The organism is Chelatococcus reniformis (assembly GCF_014640075.1).
In the GTDB taxonomy this organism is placed as follows: domain Bacteria; phylum Pseudomonadota; class Alphaproteobacteria; order Rhizobiales; family Beijerinckiaceae; genus Camelimonas; species Camelimonas reniformis.
Genome location: NZ_BMGG01000006.1, coordinates 194,041 through 215,946, shown reverse-complemented (window position 1 = coordinate 215,946; position 21,906 = coordinate 194,041). Strand labels below are relative to the sequence as shown.

Genomic DNA, 21,906 nt, shown 5'->3' with positions numbered 1-21,906 from the left:
GATTTACTCCCCGCCGCCGTCTAGGGCACGGCCGTTGTCGGCGCTGCCTGCTGGCGCGACGCCGCCGACAGCTCGGTCGGGCTGATGCTGCCCGTCGTGCCGCTGTCGGGCTTGTCTGCGGACCCGACCGAGCCGTGGCCCGCCTCGACGCTTTTGAACAGCTCGCCGATGCGGTCGACGGCCTCGTAGCTCCGGCGCGACAGGGCGCCCGCCTTGACCGCGCCGTCGAGCCCGGCGGGCGCACCGGCCGCCACCGGTGTGGTGGCCGCTGGGAACGGCTCGACGCCAGGGAGCGGCTTGATGTCGATGCCCCGGTGAATCGGCTCCATCATGTCGTGCCAGGCCTGCGCCGGCAGCGTGCCGCCGGTCATGCGGTCGGTCGACGAATAGTCGTCGTTGCCCATCCAGACGGCGGCGACGTAGTTGCCGGTGAAGCCGACGAACCAGGCGTCGCGATAGGCATTGGTCGTGCCGGTCTTGCCGCCGACCTTGACGCCGTCGATGCGCGCGCGCCTGCCCGTCCCTTCTTCCACGACCTTGTTCAGCATGCCGTTCATGTCTTCGATGATCTTGAGCGGGATCACCTGCTCGGGCTTGGGAGCGTTGCGGTCGTGGCGCCAGATCACATCGCCGCGGCTGTTGCGGATCTCGAACGCGCCGTACGGTGTCGCCCGCTTGCCGCCGTTGGCGAACACGGCAAAGCCCGAGGTGTGCTCGAGAATGTTGACCTCGGCCGAGCCGATCGGGAGCGAGGTGTTGCCGAGCTTGAGCTCGTGCACGATGCCCATGCGGTGGGCCACCTCGATGATCTTGGCGCGGCCGATCCGTGAGTCGCCCCGGCCGAGATCCTTCGACAGGCGCACGGGGATGGTGTTGATCGACCGCACCAGCGCCGAGGTGAGCGTGACCGCCCCGGCGAAGGAGTGGCCGTAGTTCGCCGGGCACCAGTTGCCGATGCAGACGGGCGCGTCGACGACGATGCTGCTCGGCTTGAATTTCCCCGACAGCAGCGCCGCCGTGTAGACGTACGGCTTGAACGAGGAGCCCGGCTGCCGGAGCGCGTCGGTGGCGCGGTTGAACTGGCTCGCGCCGTAGTCGCGCCCGCCGACCATGGCGCGCACGGCGCCGTCCGGCTCCATGATCACCGTACCGGCCTGGGAGGCGCCCCACTGCTCGCCGTATTGGCGCAATGCATTCTCGATCGCCGTCTCGGCGCTCTTCTCGATGCCGACGTCGAGCGTGGTCTTGACGGTCAGCACGCGGTCGTTGCCGAGCTTGTTCTCGTCCGTCATGCGGCGGACCTCGTCGAACGCCCAGTCGAGAAAATAGTCGGGGCTGAAGTCGCGCTTGCGGTCGAGCGGCACCGCCGGGTTGCGCCGGGCGGAGGCCACCTGCCCGTCGGTGAGAAAGCCGGCCTCGACCATGTTCGAGAGCACGTCCGCGGCCCGGCCGCGAGCCGCGGGAAGATTGATGTGCGGGGCGAACTTGGTCGGCGCCTTGAACAGGCCGGCCAGCATGGCGGCTTCGGCGAGCGTCAGGTCGCGGGCGGACTTGCCGAAATAGAACTCGGCCGCCGCCGCCGCGCCGAAGTTGCCGCCACCCATGTAGACGCGGTCGAGGTAGAGCTTGAGGATCTGGCTCTTGGTCAGCCGCGCCTCGAGGAACAGGGAGAGGAACGCCTCCTTGATCTTGCGCTCGATCGACCGCTCGTTGCTGAGGAAGAGGTTCTTGGCGAGCTGCTGGGTGATCGTCGAGCCGCCCTGCACGACGCCGGACGCCCGGGCATTGACGAACAGCGCCCGCGACGTGCCGATCGGGTCGACGCCTAGGTGCTGGAAGAACCGGCGATCCTCGGTGGCAAGCACGGCCTGCAGGAAATAGTCGGGGTAGTCGTCGAGCTTCAGGCTGTCGTCCTGGCGCACGCCGCGGCGGCCGATCTCCTCGCCGTAGCGGTCGAGGAAGGTGACTGCGAGATCGGGCTGCTTCAGCCACGCTTCGCCGCGCGTCTCGTTGAAGGCGGGGATGGCGAGCGCAAGCATGACAACGCCGGCGGCGACCGACAGGGTGAGCCCCTCGCAGGCCAGATCGGCCGCGACACGCGGCGCCCCGCGGGCCGCGAAGCGATCGGCGAAGTCGGAGTAGCTGCGCCATCCCTGGGCGAGTCGGGCACCGGCGCTGTACAGGCTGGTATCGATCCACGAATCGACGGTGAGCGCCCAGCGGCGCAGTCGCATCGATCTGGATTCACCACCGTCAGCGGTCACTTGTCCGATCCGTTCCAGTCGCGGCCCTGTGGCCGCCACGCTCGCAGATTATCGATGCTCGCCCGGCGACGTCAGATGGGATAACGCAAAGAGGCTCGTTAGGTAAATGTTTCGTCTTTGTGCCGACTCCAAGGCCGCTTTGATGCATGGCGCCATGCCAACTGCTCGTCCATGAGCGCGCCGCTACGTGATCCGCCACCGGCGGCGGAGCCGTTCTGGCGCACCAAGACGCTCGACGCCATGTCCGACGCCGAGTGGGAGAGCCTGTGCGACGGCTGCGGCCGCTGCTGCCTGATCAAGCTCGAGGACGAGGACTCCGGCCGCGTCCACTACACGGATGTGGGCTGTGTCCTCCTCGACGGCGAGGCGTGCCGCTGCCGCGACTATCCGGCGCGGCAGGACAAGGTGCCCGACTGCGTGCGGTTGACGCCCTCCACCGTGCGCGAGCTCGGTTGGCTGCCGCCGACCTGCGCCTACCGTCTGGTGCGGGAAGGGCGGGAGCTCTACTGGTGGCACCCGCTCGTCTCGGGCGATGCCGCCACGGTCCACGCGGCGGGCGTATCGGTGCGTGGTCGCTTGAGCGGGACAGAGGACGAGATGAGCATCGACGAACTGCCGGAGCGCGTCGTCCGCTGGCCGACGCGCGTACCCGCCCGCGCCAGGGCGAGACGCTAGCGCGCCTTGCACTTGGATGGAGTCACCCAAGCGCAAAGAAAGCGCTTCAGTCTCGAGACCTTATGTGGATTTCGTAACCCATAGGACGGCCCGGTCCCATGGCGAAAAGCTGTCGAGGACGCTCGGGCCGGACGCACCCGGCCGATCGCGACGGGCCTAGCTCCGCGAGCGCCGCCGCTTCGGTTCAGGGGTTGGCAGCACGTTGGCGATCGGGACGAACCCGGCGCCGTTGAGCACCACCACCTTGGTGCCGATGGGCACGCGCGAATAGAGATCGATGACGTCCTGATTGATCAGCCTGATGCAGCCTGACGACACCCGCGTGCCGATTGTGTGCGGCTCGTTCGTGCCGTGGATGCGGAACAGCGTATCCTTGCCGTTCTGGTACAGATACATGGCCCGGGCGCCCAGCGGATTGCGCGGACCGCCGGGGACGCCGATGCCGCTCTGCAGCTTGACGGCCACCTTCTTGAGCTCCGGCTGGCGCTCGATCATCTCTTTGGGCGGATACCAGTCCGGCCATTCCTGCTTGCTGTTGATGAGCGCCTGGCCCGACCACCCGAAGCCCTCGCGGCCGACGCCGACGCCGTAGCGCATCGCCCGGCCATTGCCCTGGACGAGGTAGAGATAGCGTCGGCTCGGATCGATGACGATCGTTCCGGCGGGCTCTGCGCCGGTGTATTCGACCTGCCTGCGGTAGAAGCCCGGATTGATCTCGGAGAGCGGCACCGCCGGGATCGGAAACCGATCGTTAGGGATCGCCGCATACATGGACGCAAGGTTGCCGTCCTCGGCAGACGCCAGCGCCAGGGGCTGGGCGGGCACGCCGGGCGCCCGCGGAGCGGACGTCTGGATGGTGGGGCCGGCGTTGCGGCTCTGGCAGGCGGCGAGCGCGGCCGTGGCCGACACCGCGATGAACATACGACGATTGAGCACCGAGACTGACCCTTGGCACGCGGCAGCCGCGCCGGCCGAGCACCGGTCGATTCGCGGCTCGTTCTTGCCCTTCTAGTGCCGTCCGGTGCGGCTTCGTTGCAACTATGAAGCACAACGAAGACAACGATTTGCGCCGGGTGTTGCATATCGGCATCCGCTGCGGTTCAGGCATATTGGGCGACGCCCGCACCGAACGACCAGTTCTCCGCCGCCACCTCGACGACATTGATGAAGATGTCGTCGGCACGCAGTCCCGGCGAGGTCGCGAGGCGCTGCGCGATCGCCCGATAGAGCGCCTGCTTCTGCTCCCGCGAGCGCCGGTTGGTCACGGTCAATTGGATAATCACCAGGTCGTCGCTGCGGGCGAAGCCCAGGTAGCGGGCGCCGTAGACGAACTCGCCCTCGTCATGCTGGTCGACCACGATGAACCGGTCGTCGTCCGGCACGTCGAAGGTTTCGCGGAGTGCCGCATAGACACCGTCCACTACGGCGCTGAGGTGGGCGGCGGGCTTGCCCCGGCGCAGGGATATGCGAACGAGCGGCATGGTCTGTCCTCCGATGGTCGAGCGTCCACCGCCTGGGATGTAATGCCGCCGGCACCATTCTGATATCGCATGGTTCAATATATCAAAGATTTTGGAACCAAATTATCGCGCGTGCTGCAACCTTGACGCAGCGATGCGGAGCAGGAAGGATCGGGCCATAACTTTGGTTATCCACCTTGCCGATGGCCGCCTGGCGGGCCGACGGCTGCGGACGACGGGAGCCACGTGTGAGCGACGACACCCCGCGGGTCTATCTCAGCCCCGCCGAATATATTGACAGCGACCACCCGGACGTCCGGGCCTTCGCCGAGCGCGTGGCGGCGGACGCCAGCACGGCGCGGGACAAGGCGCGGGCGCTCTATCGGGAGGTACGGGACCTCTATTACGACCCCTACGTCGATACGTCGAAGCCCGAGACCTTCCGCGCCTCCAGCGTGCTGGCGGCCGGTCGCGGTTACTGCGTGGGCAAGGCCTCACTCTATGCCGCGGCCTGCCGGGCCGTGGGCGTTCCCGCCCGGGTCGCGTTCGCCGACGTGACGAACCATTTGTCGACGCCGCAGCTCAAGGAGCGCATGGGAACCGATCTGTTCGCCTGGCACGGGTTCACCGAGGTATTTCTCGACGGCCGGTGGATCAAGGCGAGCCCCACGTTCAACGCCACGCTGTGCCAGAAGCTCGGCGTTGCCCCGCTCGATTTCGATGGCCTCACGGACGCGCTGCTTCAGCCCTTCGACGGAGAGGGGCGCACTTTCATGAGGTACGAGCGCCAGCATGGCGCTTTCCATGATGTGCCGGCAAAATTCCTGCGCGACGAGATGCGCCGCCTCTATCCGCGGCCGCTCAGCCGTGACGACGGCGCCCCCAGGGGGGACATGGAGGCTGAGGCGGAAGGCCTGCGCGCGGCGGGCTGAGTCGGCCGAGGCGTTGCTAGCAGCTCTGTCCGCAAAAGCGTGTCGACGATGCAACGTCGCCCGACGGCCTGCATCGGCGCGTGGCGTCCACCGCATTTTTTTGTTGCCGTTGCGCCGCTCCCTCTGCGTTAACCGTACGTATCGTGGTGTCGCGCCGGCTGTACGGGCTCGGCGCGTCCGGGAGGCCTTGACGCCTTCCGGCATAGGGACGGGGTGGCGCAGATGGGCTCCAGGACAATGCGAGGCATCGTTGCGGCAGTGGCCGTGGTCGCGGGGAGCGCCGCGCTGTCGGGCGGCGCCCACGCGGCGCAATGCGGTTCGGGCCCGGCAGGTTTTCCGGCCTGGGAGGAAAGCTTCAAGCGGGAGGCCGCGGCGGCAGGCATCTCGCCGGCCGTGATCAATTCCGCTTTCGCCAATGTCAGCTATGACCAGGGCGTCATCAACAAGGACCGCGGGCAACACGTCTTCAAGCAGTCCTTCGAGCAGTTCTCGGCCCGCATGATCAGCGGCGGCCGCCTTGCCAAGGGCAAGGCGCTGATGCGGTCCCAGGCGCGCACGTTGCAGGCGATTCAGAGCCGCTTTGGCGTCCCGGGCGCCGTGGTGATCGCCATTTGGGGCCTGGAGACCGATTACGGCGTCGTGCGTGGCAACACCCCCTCCTTCACGGCCCTTGCCACACTGGCTTACGACTGCCGTCGCACCGCCTTCTTCACCAAGCATCTGATGGACGCGCTGCGCGTGGTCCAGCGCGGCGACCTGACCGCGCGCGAGATGCGCGGCGCCTGGGCCGGCGAAGTGGGCCAGGCCCAGTTCATGCCGTCCGCCTACTACAACTACGCGGTCGATTTCGATGGCGACGGTCGCGCCGACCTGATCCGCAGCAGCACCGACACCATGGCGTCGATCGCAAATTACCTGCGCGGCCACGGCTGGCGTCCGGGCGCCGGCTGGAACCCCGGCGAACCCAACTTCGCCGCGATCAAGGAATGGAACAAGGCGGACGTCTACGCCCGCACGATCGCGCTGTTCGCCAACAAGCTGCAGGCGAGCGTCGGGCAGTAGGCCTCAGCTCAGTTCGCGCAGCCCGCTGGGTGTCCGGAAGGTCGCCCGGAGCCGGCACTGTGGTCCCGGGCGGATTTCTGGCCGCCCAGCGATTGCTAGGCCGTCATAGAGAGCGGCCAGCGCGGGCGGCGCGGGATGCTCGACCGTGAAGGATGACAGCGTCACGCCGCTCTCGGGCATCATGGGTGCGGGCGTGCGGCGCGCGCCCCAATCGATGGCGGCCGGAACGGCCCCGTCGGCTGGGAGCGAGCCGTCGGGACGCACCGCAAACCACCAGGACCGGCCCCCGCGAGACACGCGAGTTCGCTGCCCCAGCAGAGCGCCGTGGGTGGCCAGAACGCGGACGAGATCGTCCGCGCGGGCAACCCAGGCGCGCAACCGTCGTCCGGCAGTCCAATCGCGGGCGACCGCATGGCTGTCGCCAAGCCCGAACCAGCACGTTGGCGCACGCGGCGCCTCGGGATCGACGGCGATGACCTCAAGGAAGGTGTTGTCGCCGATGCGAAGCAGGCAGTTGTAAGTGCCCATCTCGCGATGCGTTCCGCCCGGAACCATCTCGACGCCGAGCTGGTCCCGAACATGCTCGACGCCCGCCTCGAGCGTCGGCGCAACGACTGTCAGATGGTCGAGCGTGAGCATCGTGCGGCGAATTCCGTTCGTGGCCCGATGATGGGGACGTTAGGGCACAACCCCAAAAAATGCCTCGGCATTTTGGACGGGATCCTGCTCGAAACAAAGACGTGGAGCGCGATGGCGAAGCGCAAGATCATCCCGCACTGAAGCCGACAGCAAGGATGTTCACCGCCAGCGCGGATCGGCCCCCCAAGCGGCGAGCGTGCGATCGATCCAGCCCCGTTGCGGGCCAACCAGCACGCCCTGGGTCATGGCGCCGCAGGCGGCGCGGCCGTTGCCCTTGGACCACGTCGTCACCGCGATGACGGCGTCCCCGCGGGCGATCGGTCCACCCGAGTCGCCCTCGCAGCCGCCAGCGGCCGCGGCCCCCGCGCCGGGGGCCAGCCAGAGCAGGACGGTGCCGGGGCCATAGGGCTCCGCCACGCTCAGTTCCGCACTCCGGAACCTGCCGTCCGAACGGCCTTTGCCATCAGCGCCGTAACCACCGAGCACGACCCGCGTCCCCGCGCGCGGCGGGACGGCGGCGGCGGTCAGCCCGGCCGGGACGAAGCGGGCGGGCAGCGGAGTGGCGAGCCGCACCAGGGCCAGATCGATCGACCGGCGGCGGCCCTTGATCGCGCCCGCGTCGTAGTTCGGATGCACGGCGACGTCCGCTATGGACAGCAACACCGGTTGGCCGCCCCCATCCATGTAGTGGATGCGGTGCTCGGCGGCGTTTGTGGCGCAATGGCCGGCCGTGAGCACTGCCGTCGGCGCCACCACGATGCCCGTGCACACGTTGCCGGCCGAACCCAGCACCATGACGGTCGACGCCTTGAGCGCACCGTCCACCTCTGCGCCGCCGACGACCGCGCGGGCCGGAGGGGCCACCGACAAAAGCGCCGCCACCGCAGCGTAGAGCAATCGCGTCGAAGTGCGTGGCATGCCGGTGTGCTCCCAGAGCGTTCTCGAATCCGGAGCGCTCTCTGCGCTCGGGTGGAAACGCCCGATCGCGCCGCGCCGCCGGAGCGCCTGCTGTAGCTGCGCCGGGCGCCGTTCCGCAATCCCGCACTGCCGCTGCTCGGGAGGAGCTCGCCGGTCCTGTGCAGCGTGGCCCGGCTGCGGCGAGCAAATAGCCGCGCTCAGGTTGACCGGCCGGCGTCGACGGCCAATTGTTCATGGATCGTTCAAGGAGCCCGCGGCATGGAAGGCGGATGTTCGTGCACGTGAGCCTGACCGCACGCTTGGCCATCGCCGCCTTGTTGCTCGCCGGGTGGCCCGCCGCGGGGGCGGCGGAGGACGGCGATCGCGAGGTCTGTTTTTCCCAGGGCGAGATGCGCGAGCTCGAAGCCCAGAAGACGATCATCCCGTCGATCGCTGCGGTCCGCGCTGCCCGCAGCGCCGCGGGGAGCGGCAAGGTCGTGCGCGCGGCCCTGTGCCGCCGTGGCGGCGACTATTATTACAAGCTCTCGGTGCTGCGCCGTGATGGCCGGGTGCTGCGCGTGACTGTCGACGGCCGCTCCGGCAAGGTGGAGACCGGCCGTCAGCCGAATTGAGCTGCTTGTCCGCGCGGGGCTGCCGGGCGCGAGCGCGATAGGAGAGAAGCCCCGTGCGATTGCTCGTCGTCGAGGACGACAAGGACCTGAACCGTCAGATCGTGACCGCTCTGACCGAAGCCGGCTACGTCGTCGACAAGGCGTTCGACGGCGAGGAGGGCCAGTTTCTGGGCGAGACGGAGCCCTACGACGCCGTCGTGCTCGACATGGGCTTGCCCCGCGTCGACGGCATCGCTGTCCTGCAGGCGTGGCGCCGCGCCGAGCGCAACATGCCGGTGCTCATCCTTACGGCGCGCGACCGCTGGAGCGACAAGGTGCAGGGGTTCGACGCCGGCGCCGACGACTATGTGACCAAACCGTTCCACATGGAGGAGGTGCTGGCCCGCCTGCGGGCGCTGCTGCGCCGCGCCGCCGGGCATGCCACCAACGAAATCGTCTGTGGCCCCGTCAGGCTCGACACCCGCGGTGGCCGCGTCGTGGTCGACGGCAATCCCGTCAAGCTCACCTCGCATGAATACCGGCTGCTGTCCTACCTCATGCACCATACCGGGCGCGTCATTTCCCGGGTGGAGCTGATCGAGCATCTGTACGATCAGGACTTCGACCGCGACTCCAACACGATCGAGGTGTTCGTCGGGCGGCTCCGCCGCAAGCTGGGGATCGACATCATCCAGACGGTGCGCGGGCTGGGCTATCGTGTCGAGGCACCTGAAGCGTCCAGCTGACATGCCGACGCGAGCTGGCCCTTCACCGTCGTGGCTCGCGCTGGGGCGCCGGTCCATCGCCACCCGGCTCTTTGCCTCGGCGGTGTTCTGGTGCCTGTTCATTCTCGTGATCGCCGGCCTGATCCTGTCTGCGCTGTACCGCAGGACGTCCGAGCGCGCTTTCGACGAGCGCCTGCAGGTCTACCTGACCGATATCGTTGCTGACCTCGCGGCACCCGGCGCCTTCGAGACCAAGGAACTCGGCGCCGTAGGCGAGCCGCGCTTCGAGCTGCCACTGTCGGGCTGGTACTGGCAGGTGAGCCGCCTGGACGGCGGACCGCGGGATGTCCGGGCGTCGCGCTCGCTGTTCGGCGCGCAGTTGCGATCGGCCGCCGAGAGCCCGGTCAAGGGGCAGGGCGAGGTGGTGACGGGCTACGAGAACGGCCTGGACGACAGGCGCCTGCGCGTGGTCGGCCGACGCATCGACCTGGCCGAGGACGGCCGCTTCGATGTCCTGGTGGCGGGACCGGCGGACGAGATCGAGGCGGCAATCTCCCAGTTCACCTTCTGGCTGACGGTCACCTTCATTCTGCTGGGCTGCGCGCTAGTGCTGACCACCATGCTGCAGGTGAAGTTCGGTCTGGAGCCGCTCAGCCGGCTGCGGCGGTCCATCGAGGAGGTCCGCCACGGCGACGCGGACAAGATTGCCGGCGAATATCCGGTCGACGTGGCGCCACTGGCCGTCGAGCTCAACCTGTTGATCGACGCCAACCGGGAAATCCTCGGCCGCGCCCGCACCCAGGTGGGCAACCTGGCGCATGCGCTGAAGACGCCGCTCAGCGTGATCGTCAACGAGGCGGACGGCGCGGAAGGCGACCTCGCCGCCAAGATGCGGGACCAGGCCAGCCTGATGCGGGACCAGATCAACTATTATCTCGATCGGGCCCGTGCCGCGGCACTCGCCGGGACCTTGGGCACGGTGACGGACATCGGCCCGGTCATCGAGGCGTTGGGACGCACCTTGGGCAAGATCTACGGCGAGCGCGGACTCGCGGTCGATGTTCGGGTGCCCGAGGGTGCGCGCTTTCGTGGCGAGATCCACGACTTCCAGGACATGGCCGGAAACCTGGCCGACAACGCCTTCAAATGGGCGGCTTCCGAGCTGTCGCTGCACGCAGAAGTCGTGCTGGCAGGCGACAAATCCATGGTCGTGCTGACGGTAGATGATGACGGGCCCGGACTTCCCGAAAATGTTCGCGATGAGGCTGTAGCGCGCGGGCGCAGGCTGGATGAGAGCAAACCTGGATCCGGACTTGGCCTATCCATCGTTGCGGAGCTGGCAGAGCTTTACGGCGGATCACTTGAACTTGGGACATCACCGCTCGGTGGCCTGAGAGCTGTGCTCAAACTTCCTGCCGTCTGAATTCGTTGCGCGCGTGACCTTATGTCGCCGCGCCCAGCTCTCTTTTGTGCGGCAGCGTTGCTGTAGGAAAGCCTATGACGATCTGGCTCGCTTTCGCGGTCATGACCGGCATCGCCGTGCTCGCCGTGCTGTGGCCGTTGTCGCGGCGGTTGCCGACGCGGGCGGGTGCCGTCGATCAGACTGCCTTCTATGCCGCCCAACTCGCCGAGATCGACCGGGATCTCGGCCGCGGCCTGCTGGAACCGGGGGAGGCGGATGCCGCCCGGGCGGAGGCGGCCAGGCGCCTGATCCGCGCCAGCGCCGGCGCCGCGCCGGCCACCGGTGGCGACAGCGAGCCGGCCCTGCGCCGCCGCCGGGCCGCATCCGCGGTCGCGCTGTCGACCATCCCGCTCGTGGCCATCGCCGTCTACGGCGCCGTCGGCTCGCCAGGGCTGCCCGCCCAGCCCCTGGCGGCGCGCGAAGCGCCGAGGGCGGGAGGGATGGGGATGGCCGAGGCGGTGGCGCGCGTGGAGGCGCACCTTGCGCGGGATCCGGCTGACGGCCGCGGCTGGGACGTGCTGGCGCCGGTTTACCTGAAGAGCGGCCGCGCCGGCGATGCCGTGCGGGCTTACGAGAACGCCATCCGCCTGCTGGGCGAGACGCCCGACCGGCTCGCCGCCTACGGAGAAGCTCTCGTGGCGGCGGCCAACGGTGTGGTCGAGAAGGCGGCCCGGCGTGTCTTCGAGCGGGGCCTGGCGGGTGATCCGAAATCCGCCAAAGCTCAGTTCTATCTGGCGCTTGCCGCCGAACAGGACGGCCGCCCCGATGAGGCGGCTACGCGCCTGTCGGCGCTGATTGCGTCGGCGCCGCCGGGCGCGCCGTGGCGATCCACGGTTGAGGCCAAGCTGGCCGCGTTGTCGGCGCCTGCGGCGTCGGCGGCCATTGCGAATTTACCCGCGAGCGAGCAGAAAGCAGCGATCGCCGGAATGGTCGAGGGGCTTGCCCAGCGGCTGGCACAGGACGGCAACGACGCACAGGGTTGGTTGCGCCTGGTGCGATCTTATGTCGTGCTGGGCGACCAGGCGAAGGCGGTCGTGGCGGTGCAGGCCGGCAAACGGGCACTTGCCGCGCGTCCAGCGGACGTGGCTGGCCTAGAGGGGCTGGCGCGCGAGCTCGGGCTCGTCGAGCCGGCGGCGAAACCGTGAGCTCGAGGGCCCTCGCATGACCCGCAAGCAGCGCCGTCTGGCGCTTATCGGATCCGCTCTGGGAGTCCTGGCCGTGGCGGTCGGGCTGGTGCTCTTCGCCATGCGCGACACCATCGTATTCTTCTATGGGCCGACTGAAATCGCGCAGAAGGGGATCGGCCCGGGCGCCCGCGTGCGCATCGGCGGGCTCGTCAAGCCGGGGTCCATGGTGCGGGAGGCCGGCCAGACCGTCCAATTCGCCATCACCGACACGGCCACGGACGTCGCCGTCACCTACACGGGGCTGCTCCCGGATCTGTTCCGCGAGGGGCAGGGCGTCATCGCCGAGGGCACGCTTCAGCCCGACGGCTCGTTCCGGGCCGCCAGCGTGCTTGCCAAGCACGACGAGCGCTACATGCCGCGGGAGGTTGCGGCCGCGCTCAAGAAGCAGGGCGTCTGGCAAGGCGAGCAGCCGGCGGCCGCCAGCGACGCGAAGGCCGTCACCCAATGAGCGTCGAGGTCGGCCACTACGCACTGGCGTTGGCCTTGGCGCTCGCTGTGATCCAGGTGGTGTTGCCGTTCTGGGGGGCGCGGGCGCGTGACGCGGCGCTGATGAGCATCGGGCCGGCAGCAGCGGTTGCCGTCTTCGTCTGCGTCCTGATCGCCTTCGCCGCCCTGGTCAAGGCACATGTCACGTCGGACTTCTCGGTCGTCAACGTGGTCGAGAATTCCCACTCGCTCAAGCCGCTGCTCTACAAGGTCACCGGCGTCTGGGGAAACCACGAGGGCTCCATGCTCCTGTGGATCTTGGTTCTGGCGCTGTTCGGGGCGCTCGTCGCCGTGTCGCGCCGCTCAGTGCCCGAGCCGCTGCGCACCGACACGCTCGCCGTCCAGGGCGTTGTGACGATTGCCTTCCTGGCTTTCGTGCTCGCCACCTCGGATCCGTTCGCGCGGGTGTTTCCGGCGCCTGCCGAAGGCCAGGATCTCAATCCGATCCTCCAGGACATCGGCCTCGCCATCCATCCGCCGCTGCTCTACGTCGGCTACGTGGGCTACTCCATCGTCTTTGCGTTCGCCGCGGCGGCTCTCATCGAGGGGCGCATCGATGCGGTCTGGGCGCGCGCCGTGCGGCCATGGTCGCTGGTCGCCTGGATTTTCCTCACGCTCGGCATCGCCATGGGCTCCTACTGGGCTTATTACGAGCTCGGCTGGGGCGGCTTCTGGTTCTGGGATCCCGTCGAGAATGCCTCGCTGATGCCGTGGCTCGCCGGCACGGCGCTCATGCACTCGATGCTGGTGATGGAGAAGCGCGACGCCCTCAAGGTCTGGACGCTGCTCCTTGCCATCCTGACCTTCTCACTGTCGCTGCTCGGGACGTTTCTCGTGCGTTCCGGCGTGCTGACCTCGGTTCACACCTTTGCCACCGACCCGGGCCGCGGGTTCTTCATCCTGTGCATCCTCGTCGCCTTCATCGGCGGCGGCTTCGCACTGTTCGCGTGGCGTGCCCCGGTGCTCAAGCAAGGCGGCCTGTTCGCGCCTGTATCGCGGGAAGGCGCCCTCGTGCTCAACAATCTGTTGCTCGCCTCGGCCTGCGCAACGGTGCTGATCGGCACGATCTACCCGCTCGCCTTGGAGGCGCTCACCGGCGACAAGATCTCGGTCGGTGCGCCGTTCTTCGAGTTGACCTTCCTGCCGCTGGCCCTCGCGCTGCTCCTGCTCGTCCCCTTTGGCCAGGCCCTCGCCTGGAAGCGCGGCAACCTGCTCGGCGCGGCGCAGCGCGTCGTCGCGGCGCTGGCCATTGCCGTCGTGGGCGGTGCCGTCACCGTCGCGGTGACGCGGGGCGGGCCGGTGCTCGCCGTGTTCGGTGTCGGCCTCGGGCTGTTTCTGGTCGCGGCTGGCGTGAACGAGGTGGTCGCACGCAGCTGGTCGCGCGGTATGCCGCTGTCGAACGCCCTGCGCCGGGCCTTCGGCCTGCCTCGCTCCGCCTGGGGGTCGGCGGTGGCGCACGCCGGCGTCGGTGTCGTCGTGCTCGGCCTCGCCGCCCAGGCGTGGAGTGTCGAGACGCTGGTTACACTCAAACCGGGAGAGGCGGCGCAGGCCGGCCCGTTCACGGTGGTCTTGGAGGGCGCCTTCCCGCGCACGGGGCCCAACTTCAACGAGGAGGCGGCCCGTTTTCGGTTGATCGAGGGGGGAGCTGCGGTCGCGTCGGTCGAGGCGTCCAAGCGATTCTACGCCGCGCGGGCGACGACGACGACGGAGGCGGGCATCCGCACCCTGGGTCTCAGCCAAGTCTACGTCAGCCTCGGCGACAGCCGCGACGGAGCCCTGGGCGTGCGCATCTACTGGAAGCCGTTCGTGCTGCTCATCTGGCTGGGCGCGGTGGTGATGGCGCTCGGTGGAGCCCTGTCTCTGAGCGATCGGCGCCTGCGCCTCGGCGTGCCGGTGCCATCCCGGCGGGCCCAGGCATCGCTGCCGACGGCGACGCCGGCGGCGGCGGAGTAGGGCGGTGCGTTGCCGGCGCTGGGGCATTGCGGGGGTGATGCTCCTGGCCGTGACCGCCAGCTTGCCCGCGGTCGCCCTGCAGCCGGACGAAGTGCTGGCCGACAGGCAGCTTGAGGCGCGGGCGCGCGACATCTCCGCGGGCCTGCGTTGCCTCGTCTGCCAGAATCAGTCGATCGACGATTCGGACGCGCCGCTGGCGCGGGACCTGCGCCTGCTGGTGCGGGAGCGCCTGCAATCGGGCGACAGCGACAGGGCCGTGCGCGACTTCGTCGTCAGCCGCTATGGGGACTTCGTCCTGCTCAAACCGCCGTTCAAACTGGACACGGCGATCCTGTGGGCAAGCCCGCTCCTCGTGCTGCTGGCCGGCGCCGTGGCCATTGTGATTGGCCGGCGGACACGGAGACCGCCGCCGCCCCCCGACCTGAGTCCGGCCGAGCAGGCCAAGCTCGATGCGATCCTGAACGAGGAACGCTGAACGGCGAGGCGCAATGCGCCTTGCCTGTCGCGATCGGACGGGCGTCACCGACGCAAAAGAGAAGAACCTCCAGCTTCAAGATTGGCACGGGGCCGAGCACGGGTGGTTTCATCCTGCCGCGCGCCGCGCCGCGCCATTACGAAAGTTTCATGCGCCGGAGAGAGTGCCGTAAGCCGCGCGCCGTCATGGTCCACTCCATAGCAACCGGCCGAACGGCCATGGAGTTGGGTCATGCATCATTCACTTCCTCCCGCGCAGCCGCAGCCCGAACTGGAGGGCGCACCGACCGAGATCCGCATGCCGCGTGCCCGCCGCCGCGCGCGCACGTCCGTGCTGCTCGGCGCCGCCGCCATCGGCGCGATCGCGGCCGCCGGCGTGGTGGAGGGGCTGGTGCTGCCACCCTACAACCAGGCCGTCGCCCAGACGGCCGCCGCCCCCAGCCAGACTGCGGTTCAGCCCTCCTTTGCCGACGTCGTCGCCAAGGTGAAGCCGGCGGTCGTCTCCGTGCGGGTCAAGGTCGCCGAGGATCAGCCGACCGGCGCCGGCGGCATGTCGATGGAAGAGTTCGGCCTTGAGCCGGGCAGCCCGATGGAGCGCTTCTTCCGCCGCTTCCAGCAGGACGGCGGCACGGCCGGCCCGCGCCAGCGCCAGGGTATGGACGAGGATCGCGGGGAAGGTCCCCGCGGCCGCCCCGGCCCGCGCCGCTTCGGTGAAGCCCAGGGCTCCGGCTTCTTCATCTCCAAGGACGGCTACATCGTCACCAACAACCACGTCGTCGAGAAGGGCATGAACGTCGAGGTCATCACCGACGACGGGCGCACCCTCAAGGCTAAGGTCGTCGGCACGGATCCCAAGACCGACCTGGCGCTGCTGAAGACGGTGGAGAACGGTCCGTATCCGACGGTGTCCTTCGGCTCGGCCATGCCGCGCATCGGCGACTGGGTGATCGCCGTGGGCAATCCGTTCGGCCTGGGCGGCACGGTGACGGCGGGCATCGTCTCGGCCCGCGGCCGTGACATCGGGGCTGGTCCCTACGACGACTTCATCCAGATCGACGCGCCGGTGAACCGCGGCAACTCGGGCGGCCCGACGTTCAACCTTGCCGGTGAAGTGGTCGGGATCAACACCGCGATCGCCTCGCCGTCCGGCGGCAGTGTCGGCATCGCCTTCGCGATCCCGTCCGAGACCGCGCAGAAGATCGTGGCGGATATCCGCGACCATGGCGGCGTGCACCGGGGGTTCCTCGGGGTCCAGATCCAGCCGGTGACCGCCGACATCGCCGACGGCATCGGGCTCAGCAAGCCCGAGGGCGCGCTGGTGGCCAAGGTCGATCCGGACACTCCGGCCGGCCGTGCCGGCGTCAAGACGGGCGATGCCATCACGGCGCTGAACGGCAAGGGCGTGAAGGACGCGCGCGAGCTGAGCCGCGAGGTCGCCGGCCTGGAGCCCGGCTCGACCGTGACGCTGACCGTGTGGCGCGATGGTAAGAGCCAGGAGCTGAGCGTCAAGCTGGGCAAGCTGCCCGGCGAGAAGACCGCCTCCCGCTCGGACGACAAGGGCGCGGACGTCGGCAAGCTCGGCCTGTCGCTGGCTCCGGCCGACAGCGTCGGTGGCGCTGCCGCCAAGGGTGTCGTCGTGGTTGGCGTCGAGCCTGGCTCGCCGGCCGAGGAGAAGGGCCTCAAGCCCGGCGACGTGATCGCCGAGGTGGCGGGCAAGGCGGTCGAGACGCCCCAGGACGTCAAGAGCGCCATCGCCCAAAGCCGCAAGGACGGCAAGAAGGCAGTGCTGATGCGGCTGGAATCGCAGAAGGGCTCGCGCTTCCTCGCCATCCAGGTGCCGACCGCCTGATCGGCTAACGCTTCAACCAGCTTCGGAATCCGGTCTCGGCTCTCCAGTCGCCCCGCTGGGGCCGGTATTCCGGGAGGGGGCGGCAGGTCGGGCTTCGTGCCCGGCCTGCCGTTTGCGTTTGGGAGCGGCTATCATGTCCGACATGAGGATTCTCGTTGTTGAGGACGACCCTGAGGCGGCCGCCTATATGGTCAAGGCTTTCCAGGAGTCGGGCCACGTCGCCGACCATGCGCCGGACGGTCTTGAGGGCTATGCGCTCGCCCGCGAGGGCCTCTACGACGTGCTCGTCGTCGACCGCATGCTGCCCAAGCTCGACGGCCTGTCGCTGATCCGCTCGCTGCGCGAGCAGGAGGTGGAGACCCCGGTCGTCATCCTGTCGGCGCTCGGCCAGGTCGATGACCGCGTCAAGGGCCTGCGCGCCGGTGGCGACGACTACTTGGCCAAGCCCTACGCCTTTGCCGAGCTGCTGGCCCGGGTCGAGGTGCTGTCCCGCCGCCGGCACGTGCCGTCGGCCGAGCAGACCACCTACCGGGTCGGGGCGCTGGAGCTCGATCGCCTGTCGCACCGCGTCACGCGCGCCGGCAACGAGATCGTGCTGCAACCGCGCGAATTCCGTCTCCTCGAGTATCTGATGAAGCACGCCGGCCAGGTGGTGACGCGGACGATGCTGCTCGAGAACGTCTGGGACTATCACTTCGACCCGCAGACCAACGTTATCGACGTGCATGTGTCGCGCCTGCGCGCCAAGGTCGACAAGGGCTACGACACGGTGTTGATCCACACCATCCGAGGGGCGGGATACATGGTCCGTGACAGCGCTCGGTAAGCTCTTCCGCACGACCGCCTTCAAGCTGTCGCTGATCTATCTCATCGTCTTTGTGCTGTTCGCGGGCTTCGTGCTCGGCTACGTCGCCTTCAACGCGCGCGAGCTGCTGCTCGACCAGGTGCGCTCGACTATTGCAGCCGAGACCAGCGGGCTGGCGGAGCAGTACCGGCTGGGCGGGATCCGCCGCCTGATCGTCAGCGTCGACCGCCGCATCCGCCGTCCCGGCGCGTCGCTCTATCTGGTGACGACCTTCGCCGGCGAGCGCCTCGCCGGCAACATCGGCGACTTGCCGGCCGACGCACTCGACGAGGCGGGAACACGCGTCATCGAATATTCGCTGGCGACGGAGAGCGAGGAGCGGCGCGTCAATGGCCGCGCCCTGGCCCAGGTCTACGTGTTGCCGGGCGGCTTCCGGCTGCTCGTCGGCCGCGATCTGGAGGAGCAGGACCGCCTGCGCGACGTCATGCGCCGGGCGATCGGCCTGTCGGTCGGGCTGATCACCCTGCTCGCCGTCGTGGGCGGCTGGTTCATTACCCGCCGCGTGCTGAAGCGCGTCGACGACATGACCGCGTCGGCTCAGACCATCATGGCGGGCGATATCGCCGGCCGGCTGCCCGTGGCGGGCACGGGCGACGAGCTCGACCGCCTGGCCCAGAACCTCAACACCATGCTCGATCGCATCGGCGAGCTGATGAGCGGGCTGAAGGAGGTATCGGACAACATTGCCCACGACCTCAAGACGCCGTTGACGCGTCTGCGCAATCGGGCGGAGGAGGCCCTGCGCACCGCCAGGACGCCCGAGCAATATGCGCAGGCGCTGGAAGGCACCATCGAGGAATCGGATAATCTGATCCGGATCTTCAACGCGCTGCTGATGATCGCGCGCCTCGAAGCCGGCGGCGGTACGCGCGAGACGATGACGGATTTTGACGCCGCCGAGGTCGCGCGCAGCGTCGCCGACCTCTATGAACCGCTGGCGGAGGAGGCGGGCATGCCCATGATCATCGACGTGCAGGACCACCTGCCCGTGCACGGCAGCCGGGAGCTGCTCAGCCAGGCCATGGCAAACCTGGTCGACAACGCCCTGAAGTATGCGGCGCCGGCAGGAGGCGCGCTCCCGTCCGCCGACGTGGGCAGTGCCGGTGCGGGTCCCGGTGCCGCGTCGGGTGCGACACCCGCCGCCGGTGCGCAATTGTCGGTGACCGCCTGCCGGCGGGGCGATCGCATCGAGCTGGTGGTGGCGGATCGCGGGATGGGAATTCCAGACGGCGAGCGGGAACACGTGCTGGAGCGCTTCGTGCGCCTGGAAGGAGCGCGCAGCCGGCCGGGCTTCGGGCTCGGGCTGAGCCTGGCGGCAGCGGTGGCGCGCCTGCACGGTGGCAAGCTGCGGCTGGAGGACAACCAGCCGGGCCTGCGCGCCGTGATCGAACTGCCGCTGAAGGCCGCGGCGTGAGCGCGCGCGCTGGCGAGGCTGGGCGGTCCGAGGCGGGCCCGCTCCGCGATCGTATCGTCGCTACGCCGAAGCTCAGCCATCGGCGGAAGGCGGAAGCGGCGCTGGCCGACCTGGTCGACGGTGCCGATGGCGCCGGCCTGGCGGCCATCGTCGCTGAGGCACCTCGGCTGCGTGATCTGCTGCTCGGCGTCCTCGATCATTCGCCGTTTCTCGCCCGGCTCGCGTGCGCCGATCGCCCGCGCCTGCTGCGTCTTGTCGCGACGGCACCGGAGAGCGCCCATGCGGGGCTGGTCGCGACGGCGGCCGCGTCCTGGCGCCAACCGGGCGATGGTGAAGACCTAATGCGGCAGCTGCGCCAGTTGCGCGCCGAGGCGGCGCTCCTGGTGGCGCTGGCAGACCTCGGCGGGCTCTGGTCGGTCGAGCAGGTGACGGGGGCGCTCACCGTCTTTGCCGACGCCTGCGTCGGCTCGGCCGTGCGCTTCCTGCTGGCCGAGCAGGGCCGTCTCGGTCGCATGCTGCTGTCCGACGCAGCGGAGCCGGAGGCCGCGTGCGGCCTCGTGGTGCTGGCCTTGGGCAAGCACGGCGCGGGCGAGCTGAACTACTCCAGCGATATCGACCTCGTCGTCTTCTACGATCCGGCCGCGCCGCTGCGGGAGGGGCTGGAGCCGGCGCCGGTGTTCCTGCGGTTGACGCAGGCGCTGGTGAAGCTGCTGCAGGAGCGCACCGCCGACGGCTACGTCTTCCGCGTCGACCTGCGCCTGCGGCCGGACCCGGGCTCGACATCCCCCGCGATCTCGCTGCCGGCCGCCTTCACCTACTACGAGACCGTCGGGCAGAATTGGGAGCGGGCCGCCTTCATCAAGGCACGGCCGATCGCCGGCGATCTCGCGCTCGGTGCTCGCTTCCTGGAGGATCTCGGCCCCTTCATCTGGCGCAAGTACTTCGATTTCGCCACGATCGCCGACATTCACGCGATGAAGCGGCAGATCCACGTGGTGAAGGGCCATGACGTCATTGCCCTGGCAGGCCACGACATCAAGCTCGGCCGCGGCGGCATTCGCGAGATCGAGTTCTTCGTCCAGACGCAGCAACTCGTCTTCGGCGGCCGCCGGCCGGCGCTGCGCGGCAAGCGCACGCTCGACATGCTCGGCGTGCTGGCGGCCGACGGCTGGATCACCCCGCAGGCGCGGGACGATCTCAGCGACGCCTATCGGTTCCTGCGCCGCCTGGAGCATCGGCTGCAGATGGTGGGCGACCAGCAGACGCAGCGTCTGCCGACGGAAGCGGCCGAGCTTGCCGATATCGCCAAATTCGCGGGCTTCGCATCGACCAAGGCGCTGGGCGAGGCGCTGACGCGCGTCGCCCGCACGGTTCAGCACCACTACGCGCTGCTGTTCGAGGAGGGGCCGGCGCTCGCGACTGAAGCCGGCAGCCTGGTGTTCACTGGCACGAGCGACGATCCCGACACACTGGAGACGCTGGTGCGGATCGGCTTCCGCGATCCGGCGTGCACGGCGGAGACCATCCGGGGCTGGCACTTCGGCCGCCGGGCCGCGGTCACGAGCCCGCGGGCTCGCGAGGTGCTGACGGAGCTGACGCCGGCGCTGCTGGCGGCGCTCGGCCGCACGGCCGATCCCGATGGGGCGCTGGCCGCTCTCGACGCCGCCCTCGCCCGCATGCCCGCCGCCGTGGAACTTCTCTCCATGCTGCGCTCCAACGAGCGGCTGCTGAACCTGTTCGCCGATCTCCTCGGTTCGGCGCCACGGCTGGCCGAGATCGTATCCGAGCGCCCGCATGTGCTCGACGTCGTCATCGATCCCGCGTTCACCGAGGACGTCGCGGATCTCTCACACCTCGCCGATCGTGTGCGCGCGCTGATCGGCGAGCCGGCCAGCTTCGAGGAGTTCCTCGACCGCTCGCGCGACGCCATCCGTCTCGTCACCTTCATGGTGGGAGCCCGCATGCTCTCGGGCATCTACTCGGCCGGACGGGCGGGTGAGGCCTTCACCATCATCGCCGAGACAGCGGTCGCCAGTTCGTTCGAAGCGGTGTCGCTTGCCTTTGCGCGCGAGCATGGCGTCGTGCCCGGGGGGCGCGCCGTCGTCCTCGGACTCGGACGGCTGGGCTCGCGCGAGATGACCGCCTCGTCCGATCTCGATCTCGTGCTCCTCTACGACTACGACGCCGCGCGGAGCGAGAGCGATGGGGCGCGGCCGCTGCATGCCTCAGTCTATTACAACAGGCTGACGCAGCGCCTGCTGAGCGCCCTGACCGTGCCGACGCGGCGCGGCCGCCTCTACGAGGTGGACATGCGCCTGCGACCGGAAGGTCGCACCGGGCCCGTGGCCACCCAGTTCAAGGGCTTTGTGGCCTATCACCGGGAGGGCGCCGAGACCTGGGAGCGGATGGCCCTCACGCGCGCGCGCGTCATCGCCGGGGACGCAGAGCTCGGGCGCAGCTTTACGGCCGAGCGTGCGTCGATCCTGCGGCAGCGGGGCGGCGCCCAGGCGGTGGCCAAGGACGTGCTCGCCATGCGCGCCCTCGTCGCCAAGGAGAAGGGCGACCGCGATCCGTGGGACTTGAAGCTGAACGGCGGCGGGCTGATGGACATCGAGTTCATCGCCCAGTTCCTCGTGTTGGCCCATGCCGCCCAGGCGCCGTCGCTGATCGCGCCGGAGCCGATGGCTGTGCTGGCGGCGGCGGAGCGTCACGGGTTTGTCGAACCGAACGACGCGGCCCTGCTGCGCGATGCCCACGAACTCTTCACCACGGTGCTGCAATGGCAGCGGTTGGCGGTGGAGGGAGCGTTCGATGCGGCGCGGGTGGCGCCGACGGTGCTGACGCGCATCGCCGCTGCGGCGGGGCTGCCGGACGTGCGGCGGCTCCAGGCGCATCTCGCCGACACGCGCAAAGGCGTCCGCGGAGCCTTCAACCGCCTGCTGGCTTGAGCG

Annotated in this window: 20 protein-coding genes; 15 read left to right on the top strand and 5 right to left on the bottom strand. The window is 69.1% G+C overall.

Annotation, left to right across the window (positions count from 1 at the left end; genetic code table 11):
• Window positions 1-20 precede the first annotated feature (20 nt).
• Complete coding sequence (locus IEW34_RS17360) at window positions 21-2,234, bottom strand: transglycosylase domain-containing protein (RefSeq protein ID WP_188610478.1); 2,214 nt, start codon at window positions 2,232-2,234, stop codon at window positions 21-23.
• A gap of 201 nt (window positions 2,235-2,435) precedes the next feature.
• On the opposite strand from IEW34_RS17360, the gene IEW34_RS17355 reads away from it, so the two are divergent.
• Window positions 2,436-2,939: a YcgN family cysteine cluster protein gene (locus IEW34_RS17355; RefSeq protein ID WP_188610477.1), complete on the top strand. Its 504-nt coding sequence runs from the start codon at window positions 2,436-2,438 to the stop codon at window positions 2,937-2,939.
• A gap of 156 nt (window positions 2,940-3,095) precedes the next feature.
• Here IEW34_RS17355 and IEW34_RS17350 read toward each other — a convergent pair whose 3' ends face one another.
• A complete protein-coding gene (locus IEW34_RS17350; protein ID WP_188610740.1) occupies window positions 3,096-3,860 on the bottom strand; it encodes a L,D-transpeptidase in 765 nt (254 codons plus the stop codon).
• A 179-nt stretch (window positions 3,861-4,039) separates the two neighbouring features.
• Window positions 4,040-4,420 carry a tautomerase family protein gene (locus IEW34_RS17345; RefSeq protein ID WP_188610476.1) on the bottom strand — a complete coding sequence of 127 codons (381 nt, stop codon included), beginning with the start codon at window positions 4,418-4,420 and terminating at the stop codon, window positions 4,040-4,042.
• 227 nt (window positions 4,421-4,647) lie between these two features.
• Here IEW34_RS17345 and IEW34_RS17340 point away from each other — a divergent pair, with 227 nt between their 5' ends.
• On the top strand, window positions 4,648-5,331 hold the full coding sequence (locus IEW34_RS17340; protein ID WP_244642047.1) for a transglutaminase-like domain-containing protein: 684 nt from the start codon (window positions 4,648-4,650) through the stop codon (window positions 5,329-5,331).
• A gap of 237 nt (window positions 5,332-5,568) precedes the next feature.
• Window positions 5,569-6,393 carry a lytic murein transglycosylase gene (locus tag IEW34_RS17335; RefSeq protein ID WP_188610738.1) on the top strand — a complete coding sequence of 275 codons (825 nt, stop codon included), beginning with the start codon at window positions 5,569-5,571 and terminating at the stop codon, window positions 6,391-6,393.
• A gap of 3 nt (window positions 6,394-6,396) precedes the next feature.
• Here IEW34_RS17335 and IEW34_RS17330 read toward each other — a convergent pair whose 3' ends face one another.
• Window positions 6,397-7,032 carry a VOC family protein gene (locus tag IEW34_RS17330; RefSeq protein WP_188610475.1) on the bottom strand — a complete coding sequence of 212 codons (636 nt, stop codon included), beginning with the start codon at window positions 7,030-7,032 and terminating at the stop codon, window positions 6,397-6,399.
• Between IEW34_RS17330 and IEW34_RS17325 the strand changes: the two genes are divergently transcribed.
• The gene (locus IEW34_RS17325) at window positions 7,015-7,173 is read left to right on the top strand and encodes a hypothetical protein (protein ID WP_188610474.1); all 159 of its coding nucleotides are present in this window, start codon (window positions 7,015-7,017) and stop codon (window positions 7,171-7,173) included. The genes IEW34_RS17330 and IEW34_RS17325 overlap by 18 nt on opposite strands.
• A gap of 18 nt (window positions 7,174-7,191) precedes the next feature.
• Here the strand turns inward: IEW34_RS17325 and IEW34_RS17320 are convergent, their stop codons facing one another.
• Window positions 7,192-7,950, bottom strand: coding sequence for a S1 family peptidase (locus tag IEW34_RS17320; RefSeq protein WP_188610473.1), 759 nt, complete (start codon window positions 7,948-7,950; stop codon window positions 7,192-7,194).
• A 269-nt stretch (window positions 7,951-8,219) separates the two neighbouring features.
• Between IEW34_RS17320 and IEW34_RS17315 the strand changes: the two genes are divergently transcribed.
• The 11 genes from IEW34_RS17315 to IEW34_RS17265 all read left to right on the top strand — a co-directional run bounded on the left by IEW34_RS17315 (window position 8,220) and on the right by IEW34_RS17265 (window position 21,903).
• Entirely contained in the window at window positions 8,220-8,561 is a 342-nt protein-coding gene (locus tag IEW34_RS17315; RefSeq protein WP_188610472.1) for a PepSY domain-containing protein, read from the top strand.
• Window positions 8,562-8,614: 53 nt separating this feature from the next.
• The gene (locus IEW34_RS17310) at window positions 8,615-9,286 is read left to right on the top strand and encodes a response regulator transcription factor (protein WP_188610471.1); all 672 of its coding nucleotides are present in this window, start codon (window positions 8,615-8,617) and stop codon (window positions 9,284-9,286) included.
• Between the two features lies 1 nt (window position 9,287).
• Window positions 9,288-10,688: a sensor histidine kinase gene (locus tag IEW34_RS17305; protein WP_188610470.1), complete on the top strand. Its 1,401-nt coding sequence runs from the start codon at window positions 9,288-9,290 to the stop codon at window positions 10,686-10,688.
• Window positions 10,689-10,762: 74 nt separating this feature from the next.
• Window positions 10,763-11,872, top strand: coding sequence for a c-type cytochrome biogenesis protein CcmI (gene ccmI, locus IEW34_RS17300; RefSeq protein WP_188610469.1), 1,110 nt, complete (start codon window positions 10,763-10,765; stop codon window positions 11,870-11,872).
• 16 nt (window positions 11,873-11,888) lie between these two features.
• Entirely contained in the window at window positions 11,889-12,362 is a 474-nt protein-coding gene (ccmE, locus tag IEW34_RS17295; RefSeq protein ID WP_188610468.1) for a cytochrome c maturation protein CcmE, read from the top strand.
• Window positions 12,359-14,353: a heme lyase CcmF/NrfE family subunit gene (locus IEW34_RS17290; protein WP_188610467.1), complete on the top strand. Its 1,995-nt coding sequence runs from the start codon at window positions 12,359-12,361 to the stop codon at window positions 14,351-14,353. Before ccmE ends, IEW34_RS17290 begins: the two co-directional genes overlap by 4 nt.
• 37 nt (window positions 14,354-14,390) lie before the next feature.
• Window positions 14,391-14,828, top strand: coding sequence for a cytochrome c-type biogenesis protein (locus IEW34_RS17285; protein ID WP_188610466.1), 438 nt, complete (start codon window positions 14,391-14,393; stop codon window positions 14,826-14,828).
• A gap of 297 nt (window positions 14,829-15,125) precedes the next feature.
• A complete protein-coding gene (locus IEW34_RS17280; RefSeq protein ID WP_373288267.1) occupies window positions 15,126-16,676 on the top strand; it encodes a Do family serine endopeptidase in 1,551 nt (516 codons plus the stop codon).
• A 142-nt stretch (window positions 16,677-16,818) separates the two neighbouring features.
• Window positions 16,819-17,502, top strand: coding sequence for a response regulator transcription factor (locus IEW34_RS17275; RefSeq protein WP_188610737.1), 684 nt, complete (start codon window positions 16,819-16,821; stop codon window positions 17,500-17,502).
• Window positions 17,486-18,955: an ATP-binding protein gene (locus IEW34_RS17270; RefSeq protein WP_188610464.1), complete on the top strand. Its 1,470-nt coding sequence runs from the start codon at window positions 17,486-17,488 to the stop codon at window positions 18,953-18,955. Before IEW34_RS17275 ends, IEW34_RS17270 begins: the two co-directional genes overlap by 17 nt.
• A complete protein-coding gene (locus IEW34_RS17265) occupies window positions 18,952-21,903 on the top strand; it encodes a bifunctional [glutamine synthetase] adenylyltransferase/[glutamine synthetase]-adenylyl-L-tyrosine phosphorylase (protein ID WP_244642046.1) in 2,952 nt (983 codons plus the stop codon). Before IEW34_RS17270 ends, IEW34_RS17265 begins: the two co-directional genes overlap by 4 nt.
• Window positions 21,904-21,906: the final 3 nt, after the last annotated feature.

Excerpts from the sequence above, each read along its gene's own strand:
- IEW34_RS17360 (WP_188610478.1), bottom strand. The coding sequence starts at position 2,234 with ATGCGACTGCGCCGCTGGGCGCTCACCGTCGATTCGTGGATCGATACC.
- IEW34_RS17355 (WP_188610477.1), top strand. The coding sequence starts at position 2,436 with ATGAGCGCGCCGCTACGTGATCCGCCACCGGCGGCGGAGCCGTTCTGG.
- IEW34_RS17350 (WP_188610740.1), bottom strand. The coding sequence starts at position 3,860 with ATGTTCATCGCGGTGTCGGCCACGGCCGCGCTCGCCGCCTGCCAGAGC.
- IEW34_RS17345 (WP_188610476.1), bottom strand. The coding sequence starts at position 4,420 with ATGCCGCTCGTTCGCATATCCCTGCGCCGGGGCAAGCCCGCCGCCCAC.
- IEW34_RS17335 (WP_188610738.1), top strand. The coding sequence starts at position 5,569 with ATGCGAGGCATCGTTGCGGCAGTGGCCGTGGTCGCGGGGAGCGCCGCG.
- IEW34_RS17325 (WP_188610474.1), top strand. The coding sequence starts at position 7,015 with ATGGTCGAGCGTGAGCATCGTGCGGCGAATTCCGTTCGTGGCCCGATG.
- IEW34_RS17330 (WP_188610475.1), bottom strand. The coding sequence starts at position 7,032 with ATGCTCACGCTCGACCATCTGACAGTCGTTGCGCCGACGCTCGAGGCG.
- IEW34_RS17320 (WP_188610473.1), bottom strand. The coding sequence starts at position 7,950 with ATGCCACGCACTTCGACGCGATTGCTCTACGCTGCGGTGGCGGCGCTT.
- IEW34_RS17315 (WP_188610472.1), top strand. The coding sequence starts at position 8,220 with ATGTTCGTGCACGTGAGCCTGACCGCACGCTTGGCCATCGCCGCCTTG.
- IEW34_RS17305 (WP_188610470.1), top strand. The coding sequence starts at position 9,288 with ATGCCGACGCGAGCTGGCCCTTCACCGTCGTGGCTCGCGCTGGGGCGC.
- ccmI (WP_188610469.1), top strand. The coding sequence starts at position 10,763 with ATGACGATCTGGCTCGCTTTCGCGGTCATGACCGGCATCGCCGTGCTC.
- ccmE (WP_188610468.1), top strand. The coding sequence starts at position 11,889 with ATGACCCGCAAGCAGCGCCGTCTGGCGCTTATCGGATCCGCTCTGGGA.
- IEW34_RS17290 (WP_188610467.1), top strand. The coding sequence starts at position 12,359 with ATGAGCGTCGAGGTCGGCCACTACGCACTGGCGTTGGCCTTGGCGCTC.
- IEW34_RS17285 (WP_188610466.1), top strand. The coding sequence starts at position 14,391 with ATGCTCCTGGCCGTGACCGCCAGCTTGCCCGCGGTCGCCCTGCAGCCG.
- IEW34_RS17280 (WP_373288267.1), top strand. The coding sequence starts at position 15,126 with ATGCCGCGTGCCCGCCGCCGCGCGCGCACGTCCGTGCTGCTCGGCGCC.
- IEW34_RS17275 (WP_188610737.1), top strand. The coding sequence starts at position 16,819 with ATGAGGATTCTCGTTGTTGAGGACGACCCTGAGGCGGCCGCCTATATG.